Origin of the sequence: Mesorhizobium sp. LCM 4577, assembly GCF_001854795.2 — a bacterium.
GTDB classification, from domain to species: Bacteria; Pseudomonadota; Alphaproteobacteria; order Rhizobiales; family Rhizobiaceae; genus Mesorhizobium; species Mesorhizobium plurifarium.
Genome location: NZ_MDDU01000035.1, coordinates 142,626 through 165,460, shown reverse-complemented (window position 1 = coordinate 165,460; position 22,835 = coordinate 142,626). Strand labels below are relative to the sequence as shown.

Genomic DNA, 22,835 nt, shown 5'->3' with positions numbered 1-22,835 from the left:
TTCGAACGAAACTCGCGTAAAACGCGATTTTCGGTCTGTACACTCGCGTCATGCCGCCCTATCTCACGAATTCGACGGGCGGGGGCCGAGTCGCCTGGAGAGGACATGGCCCGCAATATTGCCGCCCACGCGCAATCTTCCGAAATGATCAGAGGCCTGCATTGACGGATTGAAGCGTCCGACATGCTTGCCGTTGCCGTAAAACCGCCGGTTCTGACCCTGAGACTCTGGTGGCGCTTCTGGCCGCAACTGGTCGCCATGGTGCTTCTGGGCATCGTGTTCGGCGACCTGTTCATGCAGGTCGCGGCACGCGCGGCCTTGCTCAACCACATGGCCGGCTTGGCCTTGCTGACGCTGGTGGCGCTGACACAGCTCATCGTCACCGTGGCCATGTTCCAGACGTTGCTGCCTGCCTTGCCGGCCGTGCGTGCCGCGCAGCAGGCGGCCCAGGGCGAAAGCGAAACCGGGCCTGCCGGCGGCAGCGCGCGGCTGGCGCGCATGATCACCGTCGCGCTGCTGCCCTTTTTCGCCTATTACGCCGCCTGGGGTTTTCTCGGCGACACGGTGCGGCAATATTCGCGCGTCGCGCTCGACATGGCGCCTTTCGGCGAGGGTGCCGGCAATGTGCTCGATGTGCTGGATTCGCGCTGGCTGATCGTGTCGGTCGTCATCTCTTGGCTGATCAGGCGCTTCGCCACCGCCATGCAGAAGCGCGGCGGCTCGCGCTCCTTCTGGCAGATCGTCGTGGTCATCTGCGAAACCAACTGGATCTTCATCGGTCTCTACGTGATCTCGCGCTGGAAGGACGAGGCCATCGCCTGGATCATGAGCCGCAACATCTTTTCCGTGCTGCAGGCGGCGGCCGACGGCGTCACGCATCCCATCGCCGGCGCCTTTGCCGCCCCGATGGTGCYGGTCGAGGTCACCTCCGTCGACACGACGACCAGGCTGGTGAACCTGTTCTTCTACATGCTCCTGCCGGTGATCTGGCTGGTTCTGGCGGCGCTGATCTATGGCTATGACGTGCGCGACGACAAGGAATTGATGCGCGTGCACCGGCGCGTCGAGCGCCTGGGCGAGCGCTATCGCGCCATCCCGAAATTCCTGCGCGACTTCGCCGAGCATTTCATCTCCGGCTACCGATCGCGCTACCTGCCGATCGCCAACGGCGTGCGCATCACGTTGAGCTCGGGCGTGGTGCTGATCGTGACGCTCATCGTCGGCTACCGCCTGATCGACTGGCTGGCGGCGTGGGCGTGGCTCGGCATGACGCGGCTCATCGGTCCGCACGAGCTCGACACCTGGCAAGTGCTCTCCGAAGGTGTATCGCTGCTGTTCGGCAGCCCATTCCAGGATTCCTCGACCGGCATCCTGGTCGAGCCGCTGCGCATCTCATTCCTCGCCGCGATCCTCGAAACCGCCTTCGCGCTGCCCAAGCGCCAGGTCGGCGAGAGTGGGCAGCCTTCCGGACCGACGAGCACGGCAGAGGCGCAGCATGCTTGAAAGCGCCCGCTCACGGCTGAAGGCATGGACCGTCGCCGGTATCGGCACGGCGGCCGCAATCGCCGCTGCCGGCGTGCTCGGCGCTTTCGGCGCAAGGCATGAACCGCTGCCGGTTCTGGCGCCGGCAAGCCAGATCGACACAGGCGAGTGGCTGCTGCGGCCCTTGAAGGCCTATGTCACCGCGGAGAAATACGCTTACGGGACGTTGCTCAAGCCGGGCGGCAAGGCGCTGGTGCTGGAGGTCGAGATGACCAACCGCACGGCAAAATCCACCAAGGACTATTTCGACGTGCTGCAGGCGGGGCCGACGGTGGTCGATCCGGCAACCAAACCCTTCATAGTGCTGACGCGCGATTCCACCATGTCGCCCGAGCTGCATCCCGGTATGCCGGAGCGCATGGCCTATATCTGGCAATTGCCGGACGGAGCGGCCGTACCGGCAAGTTTCGACCTGACCGTCATCCGCAAGATCTACAAGCCGCGCGACAACCTCTACGGCCTGCCGGGTTGGTTCAATCCCACGCCGGCCGGCACGCTGACCATTCCCGTCGGCGCCGGACCCGCCGGCGCGGATATCCAGCCATGAGGGGCCCATGATGCGAAAATCGGCCAACATCGTCCTGCTGCTTCTCGCCGTGGTGTTCTGCTACGGCCTGCAGATATCGAAGCCGCATTATGGCGACCTGATCGGGCCGATCCCGGCGCGCGGGAAGCTGGGCGATACGGTCGTCGGGCGCGCCTTCGAGGTCCGTGCCGAAAAGATCGAGTTCGCCCGCAAGCTGAAGGTCGACCAGTTCGGCCAACAAAAGGTGCTGACCACCGGCGGCGTCTGGGCCGTGGTCACGGTCGCGTTCGCGGCGCGGGCAGAGTCGACCGTGGTCTCCGTCGCGTCCTGGCAGGGGCCGACAGGCCTCACTTACGACCAGACCGAGCGGCTGTCCTTCATGAACGGGCTTTTGCCGGTCGCGGTCGATCCCGGCCTGCCGAGGAAGGCGAGGCTGATCTTCGAAGTGCGGCCGGACCAGGCGAACAACGCGACCTTGCTCATTTCGGAGAAGCTGGTGGCAGCGCTGGACTCGCAGGCCGAGATCTCGCTTGGGCCGGTGACGATCACGGCGGACGGCCTGCCCGGCGGCACGGTCGATACGCTGGATATGGCTGAGCCACTCTGAGGAGAGCGAATGACGGCAGAGGCTCTGGATCGGGACAATAGGGCAAGCGAGCGGAAATGGCGCCGCCGCAGCCTGTGGTCGCTCGTGCTGCTGATCCCGTTCGCCTTGGCCGTGGAGTCCTATGACAGTGTCAAGACGCTGCTTGGAAACAACGATCTGTTCCCGCGCCGTGTCGCCTGGGGCCAGAGCGCGCAGTTCGGCGGCAGCGACTGGAAGCTGACCGATTTGCGCGGCGCTTTCGGCATGTCGAACCTGCCGCCGGACTCCGCGCCGGTGCTTGCCGACTTCCAGGTCAAGATCGGCAATCCGGACCTGCAGAAGCTCTGGCTCGGCTGCAAGATCGTGCTGGTCGACAAGGACGGCCGGCGCTGGTCGCCGACCTCGATCGTCTCGCTGAAAACCCCCGACAATGTCGGCAACTGCATCTCGGCGATCTTCTCGGGCGCCAAGAGCGGCGACACGCTCAACCTGCGCGAGACGTTCCTGGTGCCGAAGGAAGCGACGACGTCCATACGCCCAGCCGTCAGCGTCGCCAGCGAACGGCCGCATTTCCTGCTGTTTCAGCTCGAGAAGGACTGATCTCCCGCCTCGAGGTCAGGGATAGAGTCGCGTCTTATCCCAGCCGCCCTTGGCGTTGCGCGAAAAGACGACACGGTCGTGCAGGCGGAACGGCCTGTCGTGCCAGAACTCGATCGTCTGCGGCAGGATGCGGAAGCCCGACCAGTGCTTCGGCCGTGGAATCTCGCCGATGGCATAGCGCGCCGTGTATTCGGCCACCGCCTTCTCCAGCGCGAAGCGGCTCTCCAGCGGCCGCGACTGTTTCGAGGCCCAGGCGCCGATGCGGCTGCCGCGCGGCCGTGTCGCATAATAGGCGTCGGCCTCGGCGTCGCTGACGATCTCCACCGGCCCGCGCACGCGCACCTGGCGGCGCAGCGATTTCCAGTGGAAGCACATCGCCGCCTTCATGCTGCCAAGAATCTCGCGGCCCTTGGCGCTCTCGAAATTCGTGTAGAAGACAAACCCCTTTTCGTCGAACCCCTTGAGCAGCACCATCCGCACATCCGGCATGCCGTCGGCGTCGACGGTTGCCAGCGCCACGCCGTTGGGATCGTTGGGCTCGCTTTTGCCGGCATCCTCCAGCCATGCGGCAAAGAGCCGGAATGGCTCCGCAGCTTCGGTGAAGTCACTGCTTGTTAACTCGGTTTCGTTCATAGTTTTCCAAATTTTTAACATTGCGGGAGGAGTTCGCCGATTGTCGCGTATCGCGCAAGCTTTTGACAGCAGGCAATGGAGCGTTATCGCTTCGGCCAGCGCCAAGGCTGCGCTGTTGACGTTGGTGCTTCCCCTTGCCGCCTGCGGCGCCGGCGGCTTCAGCCTCGAAAAGGTCGATGTCGACCGCTCCATCGTCACCTCCAGCACGCCGTACTCGCCTGCGGCGCCGGCTTCGGCCGACCAGGATTCCGACCAGACCACGATCGGCAACGCCGTTTCATCCGCCGACATCAAGGAGCTTGGCGGCCAGGCGGTGCCATGGGCCAATGCCGGCACCGGCTCGCGCGGTGCCATCACCGAACTGGTGGAGTTAAAGGAGGGCGGCCTGACCTGCCGTCGTTTCAGCGCCACGCGCGAGAGCTTCGATGGCGTTGCCCTCTACAAGGGCGAGCTGTGCCTCGCCGGCGCCGGCGGCTGGCGCATGCAGGAATTCAAGGCGCTCTGATTATCGGATGCCGCGAATTCGGGCACTCTCAGTTTCGTGCGCTAATTGCCTTGCACTACTGGAATTTCTTCCTATGCGAGCGCATATAGGGGGCGACTACAAATCCATTCTCTCTAGCAGGCAGGAAGCATGCGCGACCCCTATGAGGTGCTGGGCGTTGCCAAGAACGCATCGGCCAAGGACATAAAATCGGCTTACCGCAAGCTCGCCAAGAAATATCATCCGGACCAGAATCCGAATGATCCCAAGGCGAAGGACCGTTTTGCCGCCGCTAACCAGGCTTACGAGATCGTCGGCGACGAGAAGACGCGCGCCGCCTACGATCGCGGCGAGATTGACGCCGAGGGCAAGCCGAAATTCCAGGGTTTCGAGGGCGCGGCCGGCGGCGACCCGTTCGCGGGCTTCCGCCGTCAGCAGGGCCCGGGCGGTGCGCATTTCGAATTCCGCACCGGGCGTCCGGGCGGCGATCCGTTCGACGGCAACAGCGACATCTTCAGCCAGATCTTCGGCGAAGCCTTTTCCGGCGCCCGCGGCGCAGGCCGGGCCGACCGCCGCCAGCCGGTCCAGGCGGCCGACCTCAACGTCACCATGGATATCAGCGTCGAGGAGGCAGCCACCGCCGATAAGGTGACGGCGATGTTCCCCGATGGCCGCAAGGTGGCAGTCAAGCTGCCGGCCTATGTCGAGGACGGCCAGACGATTCGCCTGAAGGGCCAGGGCGAGCAGGGGCCGGGCCAGCCGGGCGACGCGCTGGTCAAGATCCACATCCGCCGCCATCCGCGCTATCGTATCGAGGGGCGCGACCTGCATGTCGATCTGCCCGTCGATCTGGCCGACGCCGTGCTCGGCGCCAAGGTGGCGGTCGAGACGCCGACCGGCAAGCTCGCGGTCAACGTTCCGGCATGGTCGAGCTCGGACAAGGTGCTGCGCCTGAAGGGCAGGGGCCTGCCGGAAAAGGCCGGCGGCCGTGGCGATCTCTATGCCCATGTGCGGCTGATGCTGCCGGAAGGCGGCGATGCCGAGCTTGAGGCCCTGATGCGCCGCCAAAAAGGCTGATTGGGGGAATTTTGTTCCTGTTGCAGTGTCTTTTGGGCGCTTGAAGGGGCTCTGTGCCTGTGCGATAGGCTCTCCACAAAGCAGATATTCTTGCGGAGAGCTTGCACATGGCAGGTGGACAGGGCCTGATGGCCGGTAAGCGAGGCCTGATCCTGGGCGTCGCCAACAATCGGTCGATCGCTTTCGGCATCGCCAAGGCTTGCGTCGATCACGGCGCCGAAATCGCTCTGACCTATCAGGGCGAGGCCTTCAAGAAGCGCGTCGAGCCGCTGGCGGCCGAACTCAATGCGCATGTTGCCGGCCATTGCGACGTCACCGACCCGGAAAGCCTCGACGCCGTCTTTGTCGATATCGCCAAGCACTGGGGCAAGCTCGACTTCCTCGTCCATGCCATCGCCTTCTCCGACAAGGACGAGCTCACCGGCCGCTATGTCGAGACGACGCGTGACAATTTCCTGCGCACCATGGACATCTCGGTGTTTTCCTTCACCACCATCGCCAAGCGCGCCGAGCCGCTGATGAGCGAAGGCGGCTCGCTTCTGACGCTGACCTATTACGGCGCCGAGAAGGTGATGCCGCATTACAACGTCATGGGCGTTGCCAAGGCGGCGCTTGAGGCCAGCGTTCGCTATCTGGCCGTCGACCTCGGCGCCAAGAAGATCCGCGTCAACGCGATCTCGGCCGGTCCGATCAAGACGCTTGCCGCTTCCGGCATCGGCGACTTCCGCTATATCTTGAAGTGGAACGAGTACAATTCGCCGCTGAAGCAGACGGTCACTCAGGAGGAGGTCGGCGATTCCGGCGTCTATTTCCTGTCGGACTTGTCGCGCGGCGTAACCGGCGAGGTCCACCACGTCGATTCCGGCTACCATGTCGTCGGCATGAAGGCCGTCGACGCGCCGGATATCTCGACCGTCAAGGACTGATCCTCTCCGCTTATCCCGCRTCCAAGCAATTCCAGGAAAAGTGCGAAGCGGTTTTCCGTCCGGAATTGCTTGAAAAGCAAATAGCGCCCGACCTCCGGAAGACCTGATGTATCCGCTCGTCTACATCGCGCGCCACGGCCAGACCGAGTGGAATGCCGAGCACCGCCTGCAGGGCCAGGCGGACACCGATATCAACGCATTCGGCCGCGAGCAGGCGAGGCTTAACGGCCGATGGTTGGCTGAGCTTGTCAGAAATCCCGCGGATTTCGATTTTGTCGCCAGCCCGATGCGCCGCACGCGCGAGACGATGGAATTGATGCGCGAAGCGATGGGGCTCGATCCCACCGCTTACCGCACCGATGCGCGTCTGGTGGAGATAAGTTTCGGCGACTGGCAGGGTTTTACCTTCGCCGAGCTCGAGGAACGCGCCCCCGGCTCGACCGACGGCCGCCGCCACGCAAAGTGGGATTTCCAGCCGCCCGGCGAGGGCGCCGAAAGCTACGAGATGCTGCTTGAGCGGATAAAGCCATGGTTCGCCGAACTTCGGCAGCCGACCGTCTGCGTCACGCATGGCGGCGTCATCCGCTGCTTCTTCCGCTTCGTCGCCGGCCTTTCCAAGCAGCAAGCGGCCGGCCTCGATGTCCCTCAGGACCGCCTGCTGCGGCTGGAGGGCCGCAGTTTGCAGTGGTTGTGAGGCAGTCTCAAAGCCTACAGGAGAGCGGACGAAGCCACCTGAATTCGTCATCCCAGGGTCTACGCGACGCTTCGCTCGCTCCGCCGTAGGATGACGAAGCTTCGGCGTTCCGGCCAGTTTCCAAGGTCGTCATATACCCGGCTCAGTACAGCGGCCAAAACCCCGCGGCGTAGACTAGTTCTGGTCGCTGTCGGGCAGCTGCATATCCGTCACGACATTCTCGCCATTGGTCACGTCATAGGCGATGACGATGTCCATGCCGGGCTTCAGCGAGTCGATATCGGTCTCAGCGTTGAGCTTGTAGGCCTTGCCGTCGTCAAGCGTCAGCGTCAGCGTGTCCTTGTCGACCTTCTTGATCAGGCCTTCGGTCTGGCCGGCGAACGCGGCGGCGGTGGAAATCATGAGCATGGCGCAGGCGGCGCCAATCAGGGTACGCATCGTCGTCCTCTTTGGTCATTGCGCCGGCTGGTCAGCGGCGGATCCTCAACGGCGGATGGGAAGAGARCAGAAACCAACCGAATGTGTCAAAACTAAATCCGCCACATCACAGTTTGATGCAGCCGATCACCGTTTGACCACTGTGGAAAACGCCAATAGAAGGCAGCCTTAACCGGGTTCCCTCACCGGGGCAGGGCGTATTTTCATGTCTCACAACACCTTCGGCCACCTCTTCCGTGTCACCACCTGGGGTGAAAGCCATGGTGCGGCGCTCGGCTGCGTTGTCGACGGCTGCCCGCCCGGCATCCGCTTCAAGCGCGAGGACATCCAGGCCGAGCTCGACCGCCGCCGCCCTGGACAGTCGCGCTTCGTCACCCAGCGCCGCGAGCCGGACGAGGTCAAGATCCTGTCCGGCTTCATCCTCGACGAGGACGGCGAGACCATGATCACCACCGGCACGCCGGTGTCGATGCTGATCGACAATGTCGACCAGCGCTCCAAGGATTACGGCGAGATCGCCCGCCAGTACCGGCCCGGCCATGCCGACTACACCTATGACGTCAAATACGGCCTGCGCGACCACCGCGGCGGCGGCCGCTCCTCTGCGCGCGAGACGGCGGCCAGAGTGGCGGCGGGCGCGCTCGCCCGCAGGATAGTGCCCGGCATGGTGGTGCGTGGCGCGCTGGTTTCGATGGGCGAGAAACAAATAGATCGCGCCAACTGGAACTGGAATTTCGTCGGCGACGCCGAAAACCCGTTCTTCACCCCGGATCCGGCCTCGGTTCCGGTCTTCACCGCCTATCTCGACGGCATCCGTAAGGCCGGCTCCTCGGTCGGCGCGGTGATCGAGATCGTCGCCGACGGCGTGCCGGCGGGGCTCGGCGCGCCGATCTACGCCAAGCTCGACCAGGACATCGCGTCCGGCCTGATGTCGATCAACGCCGTCAAGGGCGTCGAGATCGGCAATGGCTTCGAGGCGGCCCGCATCACCGGCGAACAGAATGCCGACGAGATGCGCATGGGCAATGACGGCAAGCCGGTGTTTTTGTCCAACCATGCCGGCGGTATCCTGGGCGGCATCTCGACCGGACAGCCGATCGTCGCCCGCTTCGCCGTCAAGCCGACGTCTTCGATCCTCACGCCCCGCAAGTCGATCGACAAGGACGGCAAGGATGTCGAGGTGATGACCAAGGGCCGCCACGACCCGTGCGTCGGCATACGCGCCGTTCCGATCGGCGAGGCCATGGTTGCTTGCGCGATCGCAGACCATTATCTGCGGCATAGAGGACAGACAGGGAAGGCAGTAGGCAGTAGGGAATAGGCAGTAGACCGCCCGACACAGCCGTTTCTTTCTTCTACTGCCTACTGCCTAATTCCTGCGAGCGAAGCGAGCGCCCCATGCCTTACGACCAGAAGAAGATCGTCGAAGCGATCCGCGCCTTCGAGCGCGGCGAAATCGTCGTCGTCATGGACGATGACGGGCGCGAGAACGAGGGCGACCTGATCGTCGCCGCCGTGCATTGCACGCCGGAGAAGATGGCCTTCATCGTGCGCAACACCTCCGGCATCGTCTGCACGCCGATGCTGCGCGAGGATGCCAGGCGCCTGAACCTCGCACCGATGGTGGCTGACAACGATTCCGCGCACACCACCGCTTTCACGGTCAGCGTCGACTTCAAGCACGGCACGACAACAGGCATTTCCGCCGACGACCGCACGCTCACCGTGCGCAACCTTGCCAACGGCAATGTCGGCCCGTCGGATTTCGTGCGCCCCGGCCACATCTTCCCGCTGATCGCGCGCGAAGGCGGCGTCTTGATGCGCTCCGGCCATACCGAAGCCGCGGTCGATCTCTGCAAGCTCGCCGGCCTGCCGCCGGTCGGTGTCATCTCCGAGTTGGTCAACGACGACGGCACGGTCAAGCGCGGGCCGGAAGTGCAGGCCTTCGCCGAGGAACACGGCCTGAAGCAGGTTTCGGTCGCCGATCTCATCGCCTACCGCCAGCGCAAGGAAACGCTGGTCCAGCGCGTCGCCTGTTCCGACATCGAAACGCCCGGCGGCAAGGCGCAGGCTTTCACCTACACGCTGCCATGGGATACCATGCACCACCTGGCGGTCGTTTTCGGCGACATCCGTGACGGCGAGGACGTGCCGGTGCGCCTGCATCCGGAAGATGTCGTCACCGACGTCTTCGGCACCAGCCACCGGCTCGACGGCATCATGAAGGCGATGGGCGAACGCCGGCGTGGCGTCATCGTCTATCTGCGCGAGGGCTCGGTCGGCGTCGCCCACCAGGAGCGCAAGCGGCCGCAGAGCGGCGACCGCGAGGACCACGAGGAAGCCCGCCGCCGCGAGAACGAATGGCGCGAGATCGGCCTCGGCGCCCAGATCCTCAAGGACCTCGGCATTTCCTCGATCAACCTGATCGCCTCGCGCGAGCGCCATTATGTCGGCCTCGAGGGCTTTGGCATCCACATCGCGAAGACGGAAATTCTGTAAGTCGACGAGCGGTTCGCGTCACTCCGCCGGGGCCACCGCCTCGCGCCTGTCCACGTCGCAATCGCCTGTCGCCAGCCGGCATTGTCCGGCGAGCACGGTGGCCAGCGCAATCGCGCCGGCTGCCACAGACACCCAGAACCCGTTCTGCGGTCCGAACGTGTCGACCATCCAGCCGGCGGCGAAGGAACCCAGCGCCATGCCGATGCCGATGCCGGTCGTCACCCAGGTGACGCCTTCGGTGAGCATCGCCGGCGGCACGTGGTGCTCGATCAGGCCGAAGGCGGTGATGAAGGTCGGCGAGATCGCGACGCCGCTGACGAACACCGCCAGCGCCAGCGTCGGCACTGTGTCGGCAAAAAGCAGCGGCAGCGTGGTGAGCGCGATCACGGTGACCGCGACCGCCAGTTGCCGCTGCAGCGGCGCCTTCGGGCCGAGCGCGCCGACGATGATGCCGAGCACGAAGGAGCCGAGCGCGTAGACGCCGATGACCAGGCTTGCCGCCTCAGGCTGGCCAAGCGCCTTGGTGATGGCGACTGTCGTGACTTCCGTGGTGGCGAAGGTCGCCCCGACGAAGATCAGCGCGAAGGTGATGATCTGCACCGGCCGCAGGCGGATCGCCGAGCTGGTCGCCCCATGTTCCGCCGGGCGGATGGGCGGCTCGGAGGAACGCTGCAACAGGAATGCCGCCGAACCGAGCGCGAGCAGCAATGTGCTGGCCACCATGCCGGCCTCGGGAAACAGCGCCGCGCTCAAGCCAACCGACAGCGAGGCGCCGGCGACGTAGACCAGCTCGTCGGCGGCGGATTCGAAGGCGAAGGCGGTGTTCAGCTCGGGGCGATCGCGAAAAATCTCGGTCCAGCGCGCCCTGACCAGCGCCGGAATGCTGGGCATGGCGGCGGCAACCAGCGCCGATCCGAACAGGGTCCAGGYCGGCCAGTGCTGGTTGGCCGCGACGATCAACGTCGCGAAGGCAAGCACCGAGACGAGCGTGGTCGGCAGGGCAATCGCGGTTTGGCCGCGCTGATCCACCCATCGCGAGATCTGCGGCGACAAAACTGCATTCACAAGGGCATAGGTCGCTGAGACTGCTCCGGCCAGCCAGTATTCGCCATGTGTCTGCGACAGCATCGCCACGATGCCGATCGGCGCCATGGCGATCGGTAGCCGCGCGATGAAGGCGGCCGCTGCGAAGCCTTTGGTGCCGGGAGCCCGAAAGATGTCCGCATAGGGGTTTCGCATGATCCTGCTCCTCGACAAGGGTGAATACCACAATTACATACGTCGCGTATGAATGTCAGATAATTCATACGCCGCGTATGTCAATTGGCATACGACGCGTATGTGAGTAGGGCCAGAGCCATGCACAGACCGCGCAAGGAGATGATCGCCGAAACGCGCGCCAAGCTGATCGCGGCTGCCCGCCACGCCTTCGGCACGGTCGGCTATGCCGAGGCCTCGATGGACGATTTCACCGCGTCGGCCGGTCTGACGCGCGGCGCGCTCTACCATCATTTCGGCGACAAGAAAGGCCTGCTGCAGGCGGTGATCGCCGAGATCGACGGCGAAATGGCCGTGCGGGTGAACGAGGTGGCCTCGAAGGCGCCGACCCGCTGGCAGCATTTCGTCGACGAATGCACCACCTATATCGAGATGGCGCTGGAGCCGGAGATCCAGCGCATCATGTTCCGCGACGGCCCGGCCGTGCTTGGCGACCCGGCGCAATGGCCGAATGCCAGCGCCTGCACGGCCTCGATGACCGAGCATCTGACCAGGCTGCAGGAAGAGGGCGTGGTCGTCGCCGATGTCGATCCCGAGACGGCCTCGCGGCTGATCAATGGCGCCAGCAGCCAGGCCGCGCAGCGCATCGCCAATTCGAAGGATCCGGAAGCCACCTCGAAGAAGGCGATCGCGGCGTTCAAGCAGCTGCTCGAAGGCTTGCGCAAGAAGCCTTGAGGGCACGCTTGGGTAACCAGGCCACCGCGTTGTGCACTGGTTTCAGGCCGGTGCAACCCTGCCGTGATTGACAATCAATAGGGCGAGCGCATCCTCCCCAGCCATTCTCTTACAGCGCCGCGCGTTCTTTGAACGCGCAAAGGACGCTGTAAAACTTTGATTTGGCGCATGATCCTCTCCGAAAATCGCTTCCGATTTTCGGGGTCATGCGCGGGGTGTGGGGAGTCGGGGCCATGTGGGACTTCAGCATTGGCCGGTCTGTGTCGATCATGATGCGGACATGGCCGTTCATCGTCTTTCGCATGATCGTCTATTTCGGCATCACGGTCGCCTACATCATGGCGACAGGCACGGGCGCCAGCGTCGGCTACGGCGTCGGCCACATCTCGACCGATCCCGACGGCCCGATGTCCTTCGCGCTCTGGGGCGGCGTGGTCGGCTTCGGCATCGTCTCGATCGCCGTCTACTGGATCCGCGAATACATCCTCTACGTGCTGAAAGCGGGCCATATCTCCGTCATGGTGCATCTGATCGACGGCCATGACGTGCCCGACGGCCAGGGCCAGATCGCCTATGCCAAGGAAGTCGTCACCCAGCGTTTCGCCGAGGCCAACATCCTTTTCGTCGTCGATCAGCTGGTCAAGGGCGCCATCCGCGCCATCACCGGCCTGATCGGCGGCATCGCCGCCTTCCTGCCCATTCCGGGCCTGAGCGGCATCGTCAGCTTCATCAACACCGTCATCCGCATCTCGCTGACCTATGTCGACGAGATCATCCTGGGCTACAACATCCGCGTCAATTCGAGCTCGCCCTTCGAGACGGCGCGCCAAGGCGTCGTGCTTTACGCCCAGAACGGCAAGCACATGGTCAAGAACGCCGTCTGGCTTGGGGTGATCATGTGGGGCGTGTCCTTCGTCATCTTCCTGCTGATGCTGGCGCCTGCCGCCGCCATCCTGTGGGTCATGCCCGGACAATTGGCCGGCTGGGCCTTCGTGCTTGCGATCGTCTTTGCCTGGGCCTTCAAGGCAGCCTTCATCGAGCCGTTCGCCATCGCGTCCTTGATGCAGGTCTATTTCGAAGCCATCGAAGGTCAGGTGCCCAATCCCGAATGGGACACGCGGCTTGCCGAGGCCTCGTCCAAATTCAGGGAACTGCGCGACAAGGCGCTGGGCTCCTTCGGCGGTGGATCGCGCTGGGACACGCCCCGGGCCGCTTGATCACGGCTTTGGCGGGCCGCTAAGTCTCGCAATCGCCGATTTGAGTGGCGCTTCTCCGGCGCCGCAAAACGTCTCGCTCATCACCAGCTCGGGCAGCGACAGGCGCCTGCCCCAGCCATGCGCTTCGAGGTCCGGTTTCGGTGCGAAGGCCGAGACGCGGCCGACGCACAGATAGGCGATCGGCGTGACATGCTCCGGGATCGACAGAAGCCGCTTCAGCGCCTCCGTTTCGATGATGCTCACCCAGCCGACGCCCACGCCTTCCGCGCGTGCCGCCAGCCAGAAATTCTGCACCGCGCAGACGGTGCTGTAGAGGTCCATCTCCGGATTGTGCCAGCGCCCGAGCGGCGAGTCCTTCGATCGCTGCCGGTCGCAGGTGATGCAGAGATTGAGCGCGCTTTCGCAGATGCCTTCGAGCTTAAGCTTGCGGTACAGCGCCTGCCGTTCCGCCTCGATCGCCGGCAGTTCCTGTTCGCGCGCGGCGAGGAACAAGTCGCGGACCTGCCGCCGCCTTGTCTGGTCGCGGATAACGATGAAATTCCACGGCTGCATGTAGCCGACCGACGGCGCGTGATGAGCGGCGGTGATGAGCCGCGCCAGCACGCTGTCATCGAGATCGTCGGGGACAAAATAGCTGCGCACGTCACGCCTGGTGAACATCGCACGATAGACCGCGTCGCGCGCCAATTGGTCAAAATCGTCGCCGCTCGCGGCGATCGCTGCTGCCGTCATCGCATTTCCCCTTGCGACAAGCAGTCATCCGCCTGACCAAGCGGATGACCATGTCTGCCGGGCCGGTCTTCTGGCTCGGGATCGTCCCGCTCCGGCGCCTTCCCGTCATGGACAGTGGCGTTTGCCGGCGCGGTCCCCCTCACAGCGTTGGGCACGCCACGGAGTTCAACCGTGTTCCCGATTCTCCCGCGTCACGGGCACCAGGCAGCGAAGTGACCTTACCGCAAAGTTCGGCGCCCGCCAATGGCGCGGACGACATCGGCTGGCGCAATTTCCCCAGCCATTCGGCGTTTCAAACATGGTCATTACGGCCGCGGGTGCCTAGATTAGGCGCCATGGCCACCCGTCTCTACACGCACCCGATCTTCCTCGAACACCTCACGCCGCCCGGCCACCCCGAGCGGCCCGACCGGCTGCGCGCCATCGAGCGTGTGCTGGACGACGATGCCTTTTCGGCGCTCGACCGCGTCAAAGCGCCCGAAGGCGACGAGAAAACGATCCTTTACGCGCATCCCGAGCAATTCGTCGAACGCGTCCGCGCGGCAATCCCTGAGACCGGCATCGTCTCGATCGACGCCGACACCAGTGCCAGCCCGAAGAGCTGGCAGGCGGCGGTGACGGCGATCGGGGCGGCCAATGCCGCCGTCGACGATGTCTTCGAGGGCCGTGCCGCCAATGTGTTCGTCGCCGCCCGCCCGCCGGGACATCACGCCGAAAAGACCACGGCGATGGGCTTCTGCCTGTTCAACACGGCCGCCATCGCCGCCCGCTATGCGCAGAAGAAACATCAGGCCGAGCGCGTCGCCATCGTCGACTGGGATGTCCATCACGGCAACGGCACGCAGGACATTTTTTGGGACGATCCGTCTGTGCTTTATTGCTCGACGCATCAGATGCCGCTTTACCCGGGCACCGGCGCGAAGAGCGAAACCGGCGCCGGCAACATCGTCAACGCGCCGCTCGCGCCGCAGACCGGCAGCGACCTGTTTCGAGACGCCTTCCTGTCGCGCGTGCTGCCGTCCATCGATGCGTTCGCGCCGGACCTGATCATCATTTCCGCCGGCTTCGACGCGCACCACCGCGATCCGCTGGCCGAGATCAACCTGACCGAGGACGATTTCGACTGGGCGACCGGCAAGCTGATGGAGCGCGCCGGGCGCCACAGCTCCAACAGGCTCGTCAGCCTGCTGGAAGGCGGCTACGATCTGCAGGGACTGGCATTTTCAGTCGCCGCCCATGTCGGGCGGCTGATGAAGGGATAGGGTATGGCAGTGGAAGGCAATGAGGACGTCAAGGCGATGAGCTTCGAACAGGCGCTCGACGCGCTGGAGAAGATCGTCGATGATCTGGAGCGCGGCGATGTTCCGCTCGACCAGTCGATCCGGATCTATGAGCGTGGCGAGGCGCTGAAGGCGCATTGCGATCGGCTGCTGAAGGCGGCCGAGGACAAGGTCGAGAAGATCCGGCTGTCGCGCGACGGCAAGCCGGCGGGAACGGAGCCGTTGGACGCGGAATAACTTGGGGGCAGAGCAAGCAGGTAAGGAGTCCAAGCCATGTGCCGCAACATCAAGACCCTGGCCAATTTCGAGCCGCCGGCGACCAATGACGAAGTGCATGACGCAGCGCTTCAGTTCGTGCGCAAGCTGAGCGGCTCGACGAAACCGTCCAAGCGCAACGAGCATGCTTTCCACCACGCCGTCGAGGCAATCGCGGCCGCCGCGCGCGAACTGATCGATTCGCTCGAAACCAGCCAGGAACCGCGCAACCGCGAGGTCGAGGCGGCCAAGGCGAAGGCCAGGTCGGCGCTGCGTTTCGCCTAAGAGACAGTCATGAGCTTCTTTCCCGGAAATGATCCTGAACCCGGCGATGCCTTCGCCTGCGACCAGATCGAACTGATGGTCGTCCCCAACGCCAAGGACATCGGCGGCTTCGAGGTGCGCCGCGCGCTGCCGACGGCAAAGCGCCGTCTGGTCGGGCCGTTCATCTTCTTCGACCGCATGGGGCCTGCGATCCTGCGCGCCGGCCATGCGCTCGACGTGCGCCCGCATCCGCATATCGGCCTTTCCACCGTCACCTATCTGTTCGACGGCAAGATCAGGCATCGCGACTCGCTCGGCACCGAAATGGTGATCGCGCCGGGCGACGTGAATTTGATGACCGCGGGGCGCGGCATCGTCCATTCCGAGCGCACGCCGGAAGAGCTGCGCGGTGCGCCGATGTCGGTCTCCGGCCTGCAGACCTGGCTCGCGCTGCCCGACGGCAAGGAGGAAATCGCCCCGGTGTTTGCGAACACGTCGGTGGCCCGCCTGCCTGAGATCGATGCCGAGGGCGTCAGCGGCCGCGTCGTCATCGGCGAATTCTCAGGATGGCGCTCGCCGGTGGCGACCGCATCGGACACGCTTTACGCTGATCTGCGCCTGGCGGCCGGCGCCAGCGTGCAGATCCCCGCCGACGCCGAGGAACGCGCCATCTACACGCTGGAAGGCGAAGTCTCGATCGCCGGCGATGTCTTCCCGGCCGAGCGGCTTCTGGTGTTCAAGCCGGGCGAGGAGATCGTCGTCGCCTCCGAGCGCGGCGCCCACTTCATGCTGTTCGGCGGCGCTTCGCTCGGTTCCCAGCGCTATATCTGGTGGAATTTCGTCTCGTCCTCGAAGGAACGCATCGAGCAGGCCAAGCAGGAATGGAAGACAGGCCGCTTCGATATCGTTCCCGGCGATGAGGAGGAGTTCATTCCGCTGCCGGAGAACTAGAGATCCATCACCGGCGCGCATTTACATTCGCCCGGCGGCGGCCTATTCCGCGCATGATTATGGCGCAATCTGCTGGTAGCGCCGTGTTCGATCAATTGAGGCAGGCCGAGTGAAGCCAGACACGCCGCTGCTCGACARGGTTCGCATCCCGGCGGACCTGCGGACGCTTGATGAAAGTGCGTTGCCGCTGCTTGCCGCGGAATTGCGCGCCGAGCTCATCGACGCCGTGTCGCAGACGGGCGGCCATCTCGGCGCCGGGCTCGGTGTCGTCGAGCTGACCGTCGCGCTGCACTACGTGTTCAACACGCCGCAGGACCGGCTGATCTGGGATGTCGGCCATCAGGCCTATCCGCACAAGATCCTGACCGGCCGTCGCGATCGCATCCGTACGCTGCGCCAGGAAGGCGGCCTTTCCGGCTTCACCCGGCGGGCCGAGAGCGAATACGACCCGTTCGGCGCGGCGCACTCCTCGACCTCGATATCGGCCGGCCTCGGCATGGCCATGGCGCGCGATCTGTCAGGCGGGCGCAACAATGTGATTTCCGTCATCGGCGACGGCTCGATGTCAGCCGGCATGGCTTTCGAAGCGCTGAACAATGCCGGCGCGCTCGATGCCCGCCTGATCGTCATCCTCAACGACAACGACATGTCGATCGCGCCGCCGACCGGCGCCATGAGCGCCTATCTGGCCAGGCTCGCCTCCGGCAAGGCCTATCTCGGCCTGCGCGACTTCGGCAAGAAGCTGACATCCTATCTCGGCAAGCGCGCCGACCGCGCCATCACTCGCGCCGTCGAGCATGCGCGCGGCTATGTCACCGGCGGCACGCTGTTCGAGGAGCTCGGCTTCTATCACATCGGCCCCATCGACGGGCACAATCTCGAGCATCTGATCCCGGTGCTGAAGAACGTGCGCGACAACGGCAAAGGCCCGGTGCTGATCCATGTCGTGACCCAGAAGGGCAAGGGCTACGCGCCGGCCGAGGCCGCGGCCGACAAATATCACGGCGTCAACAAGTTCGATGTCATCACCGGCGCGCAGGCCAAGGCGCCGGCCAACGCGCCCGCCTATACCAAGGTCTTCGCCGAAAGCCTGATCCAGGAAGCGCGCGAGGACGACCGCATCGTCGCCATCACCGCCGCCATGCCGAGCGGCACCGGCCTCGACCTGTTCGGCGAGGTGTTTCCCAGGCGAACCTTCGATGTCGGCATCGCCGAGCAGCACGCGGTGACCTTCGCGGCGGGGCTCGCCACCGAAGGTTACAAGCCCTTCGCCGCCATCTATTCCACTTTCCTGCAGCGCGCCTACGACCAGGTTGTCCACGACGTGGCGATCCAGAAGCTGCCTGTGCGCTTCCCCATCGACCGCGCCGGCTTCGTCGGCGCCGACGGCGCCACCCATTGCGGCGCCTTCGACACCACTTTCCTCGCCTCGCTGCCGGGCTTCGTCGTCATGGCGGCGGCCGACGAGGCGGAGCTGCGCCATATGGTGCGCACCGCGGCCTCCTATGACGACGGCCCGATCGCCTTCCGCTATCCGCGCGGCAACGGCGTTGGCGTCGACATGCCGGAGCGCGGCTCGGTGCTGGAAATAGGCAAGGGCCGTATCCTGAAAGAGGGCGCCAAAGTCGCGCTGCTTTCCTTCGGCACGCGGCTGCAGGATTGCCTGTTGGCCGCCGAGGAGCTCGGCGCGGCGGGCCTCTCCACCACCGTCGCCGACGCCCGCTTCGCCAAGCCGCTGGATGAGGATCTCATCCGGCGCCTCGCCCGTTCGCATGAAGTGCTGGTGACCGTGGAGGAGGGCGCCATCGGCGGCTTCGCCAGTCAGGTCCTGCATTTCCTCGCCCATGAAGGCCTGCTGGAAAGCGGCCTCAAGGTGCGCCCGCTGGTGCTGCCGGATGTGTTCACAGACCACGCCAAGCCCGAAAAGATGTATGCCGACGCCGGCCTGGATGCGGCGGGCATCGTGCGCACGGTCTTCGCGACGCTCGGCCGTGGCGTTCAGGCGCAGCGCGCCTGAATCAAGACGTTAGCTCTTTGAATCAGTTTGCCGGCTTTTTACGCTAACCATTTGTTAACGCTTCCGTTTGGCGGTTCGCTTACCCTGTCTCTTGGCCGATTTTCAACGGCACCCTGCTAAGACCTTGGTCCTAGGCAGGGGATAGGAACCATGAAGTCGTTCATTTGCGGCATGGCCTTTTTGGCGGCCATGATTGCGCCGGCGGCAGCCGAAACGCGTTACGACCGCAATATCGAAAAGGCGGCAATCGACATCGTCGCCGGCAAGATGGGCAACATCCGCGGCGGCTTCTCCTACAAGCAGAAGCCTCAACTCGTCGTGCTGCCGGACAGTCCGCCGTCCGCACCGGCGCCTGTTGAGCCGCCGCGCAAGGAGGCCTCCGGCAATGATGGCCTGACGCCGGCCGTCGAGCGCCAGGTTTCGCGGACCGTCTTCTAGAGCAATTCCAGGAAAAGTGTGACGCGATTTTCCGTCAGGAATTGCGTCAAAACAAAGAGATAGAGCGGTTCGCCGTTTCCGTGAAACGGTGAAACGCTCTAGAACCACATATCGCGCACGCAGCGGCCGTCGCGCGGCAGGTCGTCGAATGTGTCGAGGCCGTCGAAATGATCGATCGGCAGGTTGGCGACCTCCTCCGGCGGCGCCAGCCTGACATTGACGGCGATGCGCGTGCGCCCGCTCTTGGCCGCGCGCAGGSCACGCCAGGCGACCACGCAGGCGCAGGTCGGACAGAACAGGATCTCCAGCGCGGGTTCCGCCACCTCGGCGCGCGTGTAGGACTTCAGCGGCCCGGCTATGCGTATGCGTTCGTCGACATAGTCATAAGCCCAGAGCGTGCCGTAGCGGCGGCAAAGCGTGCAATTGCAGGCGGTGATCCCACCGGGATCGCCTTCCAGCGTCCAGTGAGCCGCGCCGCAATGGCAGGTCCCCTTCAGCATTGCCACCTCCATCGGCTGATCGCCTGTTCCTTCGGGCATTCTGCAGCCTCTTGCCCGATATTCAAACCCATTGCGTTCGCGCCCGGCTTTCGCCAATGAAGGCCGATGAGTTCCCCTTTGCCATTAAGCCAGCGCCAGCGGCTCGACGAATTGCTCGTCGGGCGCGGCCTGTTCGCCAGCCGTTCGCGCGCCCGCGATGCGATCGAGCGCGGCACGGTGACGGTCGATGGCATCGTTGCCCGCAAACCCGGCCAGCCCGTCGCGCCGGGCTGCCTGGTCGCCATCGACGATCCGGCGCGGGCCTATGTGTCGCGCGCGGCACTGAAGCTGATCGCCGGCCTCGACCATTTCGGCCTGGATCCTTGCGGCAGCGAAGCGCTCGATGTTGGCGCCTCGACCGGCGGCTTCACCCAGGTGCTGCTCGAGCGCGGCGCGGCCCATGTAACGGCGATCGATGTCGGTCACGGCCAGATGCATCCCGACATTGCCGGCGACCCGCGCGTGACGGCGATCGAAGGGCTGAACGCCCGCGATCTGACGGCAGCCGATCTCGGCGGCCGCATCCCCGGTTTCCTGGTCTGCGACGTCTCCTTCATCTCGCTCAAGCTCGCGCTGCCGCCGGCGCTGGAATTGGCGGGCGAGGGCGCCAGGGCGATTCTCCTGGTCAAGCCGCAATTCGAGGCCGGTCGCGAGGCCATCGGCAAGGGCGGCCTGCTGAAGGAGCCGGCGGATGCCGAACGCATCGCTGCTGAGCTGCGCGATTGGCTGTCCTCCATTCCCGGTTGGCGTGTGCTCGGACTCCACCCGTCGCCGCTCGAAGGCGGCGACGGCAACCGCGAGTTCCTCCTCGCCGCCGTAAAGGATGCGGGTTCGCGATGAGCACACGCTTCACCATCRCCAGGCTCGGCTCGCAGGGCGACGGCATCGCCAGTGCCGAGGGCGGAGAGGTCTTCGTCCCGTTCACGCTGCCCGGCGAAACGGTTACGGCCGCGCGCCAGAAGGATCGCGCCACGCTGATCTCGGTGCTGGAAGCCGCGCCGCTCAGGATCGATCCGGCCTGCCGCCATTTCACCGAATGCGGCGGCTGCGCGCTGCAGCATTACGAAGCCGAAGCCTACCAGCAATGGAAGCGCGAGAAGGTCGTGCAGGCGCTGAAGGCCAAGGGCATCGCTGGCGAGATCGCCGCGCTGGTGCCTTGCGCGCCGCACACCCGCCGCCGCGTCACGTTCAGCGCCAGGCGTACCGAAGCCGGCATGCTGCTCGGCTTCGTGCGCGCGCTGTCTTCCGAGATCATCCCGATCGAGGAATGCCCGATCTCGCTGCCGGCGATCGTCTCGGCGCTCGATAAGTTGCGCGCCCTGGCCGGTCTGGTCTGCGCCACGCCAAAGGCGTTCCATATGACGGTGACCGTCACCGCCTCTGGCCTCGACATTGCCGTCCATGATGCCGGCAAGCTTGGCGACCACCAGCGCCGCATCGCCTCGAACTTCGTCATGGCTGAGGGCCTGGCGCGGCTTTCCGTCGACGGCGAGATCGTCGTCGAGCCGAAGAAGCCGGTGGTGCAATTCGGATCGGTTGCTGTCGCCATGCCGCCCGGCGCCTTCCTGCAGGCGACGGAAGCCGCCGAGCAGGCGATGGCTGGTCTTGTCGGCCAGCATCTGTCGCGCGCCAAAAAGGTCGCGGACCTGTTCGCAGGCTGCGGCAGCTTCGCGCTGCGGCTTGGCGCGAAGTCGGAGGTCCATGCCGTGGAAGGCGATGCGCCGGCGCTCGCCGCACTCGACCGCGCCTACCGCTTCGCCACCGGCTTGAAGCGGGTGACCAGCGAACGCCGCGACCTGTTCCGCCGGCCGCTGACCTTCAAGGAGTTGAACGCCCTCGACGGCCTGGTCTTCGATCCGCCGCGCGCCGGCGCCGAGGACCAGTCGAAGCAGATCGCCCGCTCCGACGTGCCGCTGATCGCCGCCGTGTCGTGCAATCCGGTGACGCTCGCGCGCGATTTGCGGATTCTCCTCGATGGCGGCTACACGCTGAAGAGTGTCACGCCGATCGACCAGTTCCTGTGGTCGCCGCATGTCGAGGCTGTGGCGCTGCTGGAGAAGCCGAGAAGGCGGCGGTAGGTATCCAGCCGTCCGTTGCGCTTGAATTGCGCTTGGATTGGGCATATTTTGATGTGATCGTATCAAAACACGCTGGAAAATAGTCATGAGTTCCGCAATGCTTGAAATTCCGGCGTCGCGCTTCGGCGAGGAGCGGTCTCCATACCTGTCCGCGCGGCGTGTCGCCGAATTGCTCGGCGTCAACCTGACTGAACTGGCTGGCCTGATTGGCGTTGCGCGCAACACGCTCGCCGCCAAGACCGGTGCGCGCAAGGTCGATGCCGCGCTGAGCCCCGTCGTTCGCATTCTGGCGATGGCAGGCGAAATGGCCGGCGGCGAGCAGCGCGCGGCGATCTGGTTCAAGCATCAGCCCATCCCGGGCTGGGCCGGAAAGACTGCTTACGATCTCGTTCGCGAGGGCAAGACGGACAAGGTGCTTGCCTACCTGGAGGCCGTCCGCTCCGGCGTCTATGCGTGAAATCAGGCTGACGCTGTGGCGTGCCTTCGTGCCACGCTGGGCCTATCTGCCGCTTTCCGGCGAGGGCGCGGCCCGGTTTGGCGGCCGTTGGAACCCCCTGGGCGCCCCGACCATCTATGCGGCGCAAGAACTGTCCACTGCCTGGGCCGAGTATAATCAGGGTTTTGTCCAGCACCCGGCTTTGATCGCTCAATTGGAACTTTCTTGCGCGCGGCTGGCCGACCTGACCGACGCTGCGACTCTGGCCGGACTGGGCGCCACGATGGATATTCATCGATGTGAGTGGCGGGATTTGTTGGATCGGGGACTGGTGCCCGAGACGCACCAGCTCCGCGACCGCCTGCTGGCCGATGGGCTACATGGCGTGATCTATCCATCATTTATGTCGCCCGGCGGCACCTGTGTTGCGCTCTGGCGCTGGAACGGGAACGGCGCGCCGCGCCTCGACGTCGTCGATCCCGAGCATCGCCTGCCGGAAACGCCAGCATCGTGGCTATAGAACGGTTTAAAACGGAGCCACCGGAGGCGCTCGGCGCTATCACATTTCGTTGAAGCGGCCGCTTGCGCGCAAGCCGCCGGAATCGCGCCGCAAAGCCGCCGTTTTGCACGGTCTAGGCTGGATCCGCTGGAGGAGGGGAAGGGCCTCGAC

Annotated in this window: 27 protein-coding genes and 1 riboswitch; of the genes, 22 read left to right on the top strand and 5 right to left on the bottom strand. The window is 64.8% G+C overall.

Annotation, left to right across the window (positions count from 1 at the left end):
- Positions 1-183: 183 nt before the first annotated feature.
- Genes LCM4577_RS25675 through LCM4577_RS25660 form a run of 4 tightly spaced genes read left to right on the top strand, consistent with a single transcriptional unit; the run spans position 184 to position 3,254 of the window.
- Positions 184-1,503: a hypothetical protein gene (locus LCM4577_RS25675; RefSeq protein WP_071074042.1), complete on the top strand. Its 1,320-nt coding sequence runs from the start codon at positions 184-186 to the stop codon at positions 1,501-1,503.
- Positions 1,496-2,089, top strand: coding sequence for a hypothetical protein (locus LCM4577_RS25670; RefSeq protein WP_071074041.1), 594 nt, complete (start codon positions 1,496-1,498; stop codon positions 2,087-2,089). Before LCM4577_RS25675 ends, LCM4577_RS25670 begins: the two co-directional genes overlap by 8 nt.
- 7 nt (positions 2,090-2,096) lie before the next feature.
- Complete coding sequence (locus LCM4577_RS25665) at positions 2,097-2,675, top strand: hypothetical protein (RefSeq protein ID WP_071074040.1); 579 nt, start codon at positions 2,097-2,099, stop codon at positions 2,673-2,675.
- A 9-nt stretch (positions 2,676-2,684) separates the two neighbouring features.
- Positions 2,685-3,254 carry a hypothetical protein gene (locus LCM4577_RS25660; RefSeq protein WP_071074039.1) on the top strand — a complete coding sequence of 190 codons (570 nt, stop codon included), beginning with the start codon at positions 2,685-2,687 and terminating at the stop codon, positions 3,252-3,254.
- A gap of 15 nt (positions 3,255-3,269) precedes the next feature.
- Here the strand turns inward: LCM4577_RS25660 and pdxH are convergent, their stop codons facing one another.
- Positions 3,270-3,887 (bottom strand): pyridoxamine 5'-phosphate oxidase, encoded by a 618-nt coding sequence (pdxH, locus tag LCM4577_RS25655; RefSeq protein ID WP_041005309.1) that lies wholly within the window; start codon positions 3,885-3,887, stop codon positions 3,270-3,272.
- Positions 3,888-3,927: 40 nt separating this feature from the next.
- Between pdxH and LCM4577_RS25650 the strand changes: the two genes are divergently transcribed.
- From LCM4577_RS25650 to LCM4577_RS25635, 4 genes are all read left to right on the top strand, one after another.
- Positions 3,928-4,392 (top strand): RT0821/Lpp0805 family surface protein, encoded by a 465-nt coding sequence (locus LCM4577_RS25650; RefSeq protein WP_071074038.1) that lies wholly within the window; start codon positions 3,928-3,930, stop codon positions 4,390-4,392.
- A 129-nt stretch (positions 4,393-4,521) separates the two neighbouring features.
- Positions 4,522-5,448, top strand: coding sequence for a DnaJ C-terminal domain-containing protein (locus tag LCM4577_RS25645; RefSeq protein WP_041005104.1), 927 nt, complete (start codon positions 4,522-4,524; stop codon positions 5,446-5,448).
- A gap of 107 nt (positions 5,449-5,555) precedes the next feature.
- Positions 5,556-6,374: an enoyl-ACP reductase FabI gene (gene fabI / locus LCM4577_RS25640; RefSeq protein ID WP_071074037.1), complete on the top strand. Its 819-nt coding sequence runs from the start codon at positions 5,556-5,558 to the stop codon at positions 6,372-6,374.
- Positions 6,375-6,480: 106 nt separating this feature from the next.
- A complete protein-coding gene (locus tag LCM4577_RS25635) occupies positions 6,481-7,068 on the top strand; it encodes a histidine phosphatase family protein (RefSeq protein ID WP_071074036.1) in 588 nt (195 codons plus the stop codon).
- A 174-nt stretch (positions 7,069-7,242) separates the two neighbouring features.
- Here the strand turns inward: LCM4577_RS25635 and LCM4577_RS25630 are convergent, their stop codons facing one another.
- Positions 7,243-7,506: a DUF1344 domain-containing protein gene (locus LCM4577_RS25630; protein ID WP_040991091.1), complete on the bottom strand. Its 264-nt coding sequence runs from the start codon at positions 7,504-7,506 to the stop codon at positions 7,243-7,245.
- Between the two features lie 205 nt (positions 7,507-7,711).
- Between LCM4577_RS25630 and aroC the strand changes: the two genes are divergently transcribed.
- Both aroC and ribB read left to right on the top strand, forming a co-directional pair.
- Positions 7,712-8,827: a chorismate synthase gene (gene aroC / locus LCM4577_RS25625; protein WP_040991094.1), complete on the top strand. Its 1,116-nt coding sequence runs from the start codon at positions 7,712-7,714 to the stop codon at positions 8,825-8,827.
- Positions 8,828-8,904: 77 nt separating this feature from the next.
- Positions 8,905-10,005 (top strand): 3,4-dihydroxy-2-butanone-4-phosphate synthase, encoded by a 1,101-nt coding sequence (gene ribB / locus LCM4577_RS25620; RefSeq protein ID WP_041005110.1) that lies wholly within the window; start codon positions 8,905-8,907, stop codon positions 10,003-10,005.
- An 18-nt stretch (positions 10,006-10,023) separates the two neighbouring features.
- Here the strand turns inward: ribB and LCM4577_RS25615 are convergent, their stop codons facing one another.
- Positions 10,024-11,244: an MFS transporter gene (locus tag LCM4577_RS25615; protein WP_071074035.1), complete on the bottom strand. Its 1,221-nt coding sequence runs from the start codon at positions 11,242-11,244 to the stop codon at positions 10,024-10,026.
- Between the two features lie 120 nt (positions 11,245-11,364).
- Between LCM4577_RS25615 and LCM4577_RS25610 the strand changes: the two genes are divergently transcribed.
- Both LCM4577_RS25610 and LCM4577_RS25605 read left to right on the top strand, forming a co-directional pair.
- Complete coding sequence (locus tag LCM4577_RS25610) at positions 11,365-11,958, top strand: TetR/AcrR family transcriptional regulator (RefSeq protein ID WP_040991099.1); 594 nt, start codon at positions 11,365-11,367, stop codon at positions 11,956-11,958.
- A gap of 233 nt (positions 11,959-12,191) precedes the next feature.
- Positions 12,192-13,175, top strand: a complete 984-nt coding sequence (locus LCM4577_RS25605; RefSeq protein ID WP_071074034.1) for a hypothetical protein — start codon at positions 12,192-12,194, stop codon at positions 13,173-13,175.
- Here the strand turns inward: LCM4577_RS25605 and bluB are convergent, their stop codons facing one another.
- Positions 13,176-13,907: a 5,6-dimethylbenzimidazole synthase gene (bluB, locus tag LCM4577_RS25600; RefSeq protein WP_071074033.1), complete on the bottom strand. Its 732-nt coding sequence runs from the start codon at positions 13,905-13,907 to the stop codon at positions 13,176-13,178.
- A 42-nt stretch (positions 13,908-13,949) separates the two neighbouring features.
- Positions 13,950-14,127, bottom strand: a riboswitch (cobalamin riboswitch).
- Positions 14,128-14,242: 115 nt separating this feature from the next.
- On the opposite strand from bluB, the gene LCM4577_RS25595 reads away from it, so the two are divergent.
- The 6 genes from LCM4577_RS25595 to LCM4577_RS25570 all read left to right on the top strand — a co-directional run bounded on the left by LCM4577_RS25595 (position 14,243) and on the right by LCM4577_RS25570 (position 19,112).
- Positions 14,243-15,169 (top strand): histone deacetylase family protein, encoded by a 927-nt coding sequence (locus LCM4577_RS25595; RefSeq protein WP_071074032.1) that lies wholly within the window; start codon positions 14,243-14,245, stop codon positions 15,167-15,169.
- A 3-nt stretch (positions 15,170-15,172) separates the two neighbouring features.
- Entirely contained in the window at positions 15,173-15,424 is a 252-nt protein-coding gene (locus tag LCM4577_RS25590) for an exodeoxyribonuclease VII small subunit (RefSeq protein WP_071035501.1), read from the top strand.
- 36 nt (positions 15,425-15,460) lie between these two features.
- Positions 15,461-15,727, top strand: coding sequence for a DUF2277 domain-containing protein (locus LCM4577_RS25585; RefSeq protein ID WP_040991104.1), 267 nt, complete (start codon positions 15,461-15,463; stop codon positions 15,725-15,727).
- Positions 15,728-15,736: 9 nt separating this feature from the next.
- Positions 15,737-16,657 carry a pirin family protein gene (locus LCM4577_RS25580; protein ID WP_071035502.1) on the top strand — a complete coding sequence of 307 codons (921 nt, stop codon included), beginning with the start codon at positions 15,737-15,739 and terminating at the stop codon, positions 16,655-16,657.
- A gap of 109 nt (positions 16,658-16,766) precedes the next feature.
- Positions 16,767-18,674 (top strand): 1-deoxy-D-xylulose-5-phosphate synthase, encoded by a 1,908-nt coding sequence (gene dxs / locus LCM4577_RS25575; RefSeq protein WP_071074031.1) that lies wholly within the window; start codon positions 16,767-16,769, stop codon positions 18,672-18,674.
- 150 nt (positions 18,675-18,824) lie between these two features.
- On the top strand, positions 18,825-19,112 hold the full coding sequence (locus tag LCM4577_RS25570) for a hypothetical protein (RefSeq protein ID WP_071074030.1): 288 nt from the start codon (positions 18,825-18,827) through the stop codon (positions 19,110-19,112).
- 98 nt (positions 19,113-19,210) lie between these two features.
- Here the strand turns inward: LCM4577_RS25570 and LCM4577_RS25565 are convergent, their stop codons facing one another.
- Positions 19,211-19,612: a GFA family protein gene (locus LCM4577_RS25565; RefSeq protein WP_071074168.1), complete on the bottom strand. Its 402-nt coding sequence runs from the start codon at positions 19,610-19,612 to the stop codon at positions 19,211-19,213.
- A gap of 105 nt (positions 19,613-19,717) precedes the next feature.
- On the opposite strand from LCM4577_RS25565, the gene LCM4577_RS25560 reads away from it, so the two are divergent.
- The 4 genes from LCM4577_RS25560 (at position 19,718) to LCM4577_RS25545 (ending at position 22,685) form a co-directional block, all read left to right on the top strand.
- The gene (locus tag LCM4577_RS25560) at positions 19,718-20,491 is read left to right on the top strand and encodes a TlyA family RNA methyltransferase (RefSeq protein WP_071035505.1); all 774 of its coding nucleotides are present in this window, start codon (positions 19,718-19,720) and stop codon (positions 20,489-20,491) included.
- On the top strand, positions 20,488-21,729 hold the full coding sequence (locus LCM4577_RS25555) for a class I SAM-dependent RNA methyltransferase (RefSeq protein WP_071074029.1): 1,242 nt from the start codon (positions 20,488-20,490) through the stop codon (positions 21,727-21,729). Before LCM4577_RS25560 ends, LCM4577_RS25555 begins: the two co-directional genes overlap by 4 nt.
- A gap of 85 nt (positions 21,730-21,814) precedes the next feature.
- On the top strand, positions 21,815-22,186 hold the full coding sequence (locus tag LCM4577_RS25550; RefSeq protein ID WP_040991110.1) for an antitoxin Xre/MbcA/ParS toxin-binding domain-containing protein: 372 nt from the start codon (positions 21,815-21,817) through the stop codon (positions 22,184-22,186).
- Complete coding sequence (locus tag LCM4577_RS25545; RefSeq protein ID WP_071074028.1) at positions 22,179-22,685, top strand: RES family NAD+ phosphorylase; 507 nt, start codon at positions 22,179-22,181, stop codon at positions 22,683-22,685. The genes LCM4577_RS25550 and LCM4577_RS25545 overlap by 8 nt, the downstream gene beginning before the upstream one ends.
- The last annotated feature ends 150 nt before the right edge of the window (positions 22,686-22,835 follow it).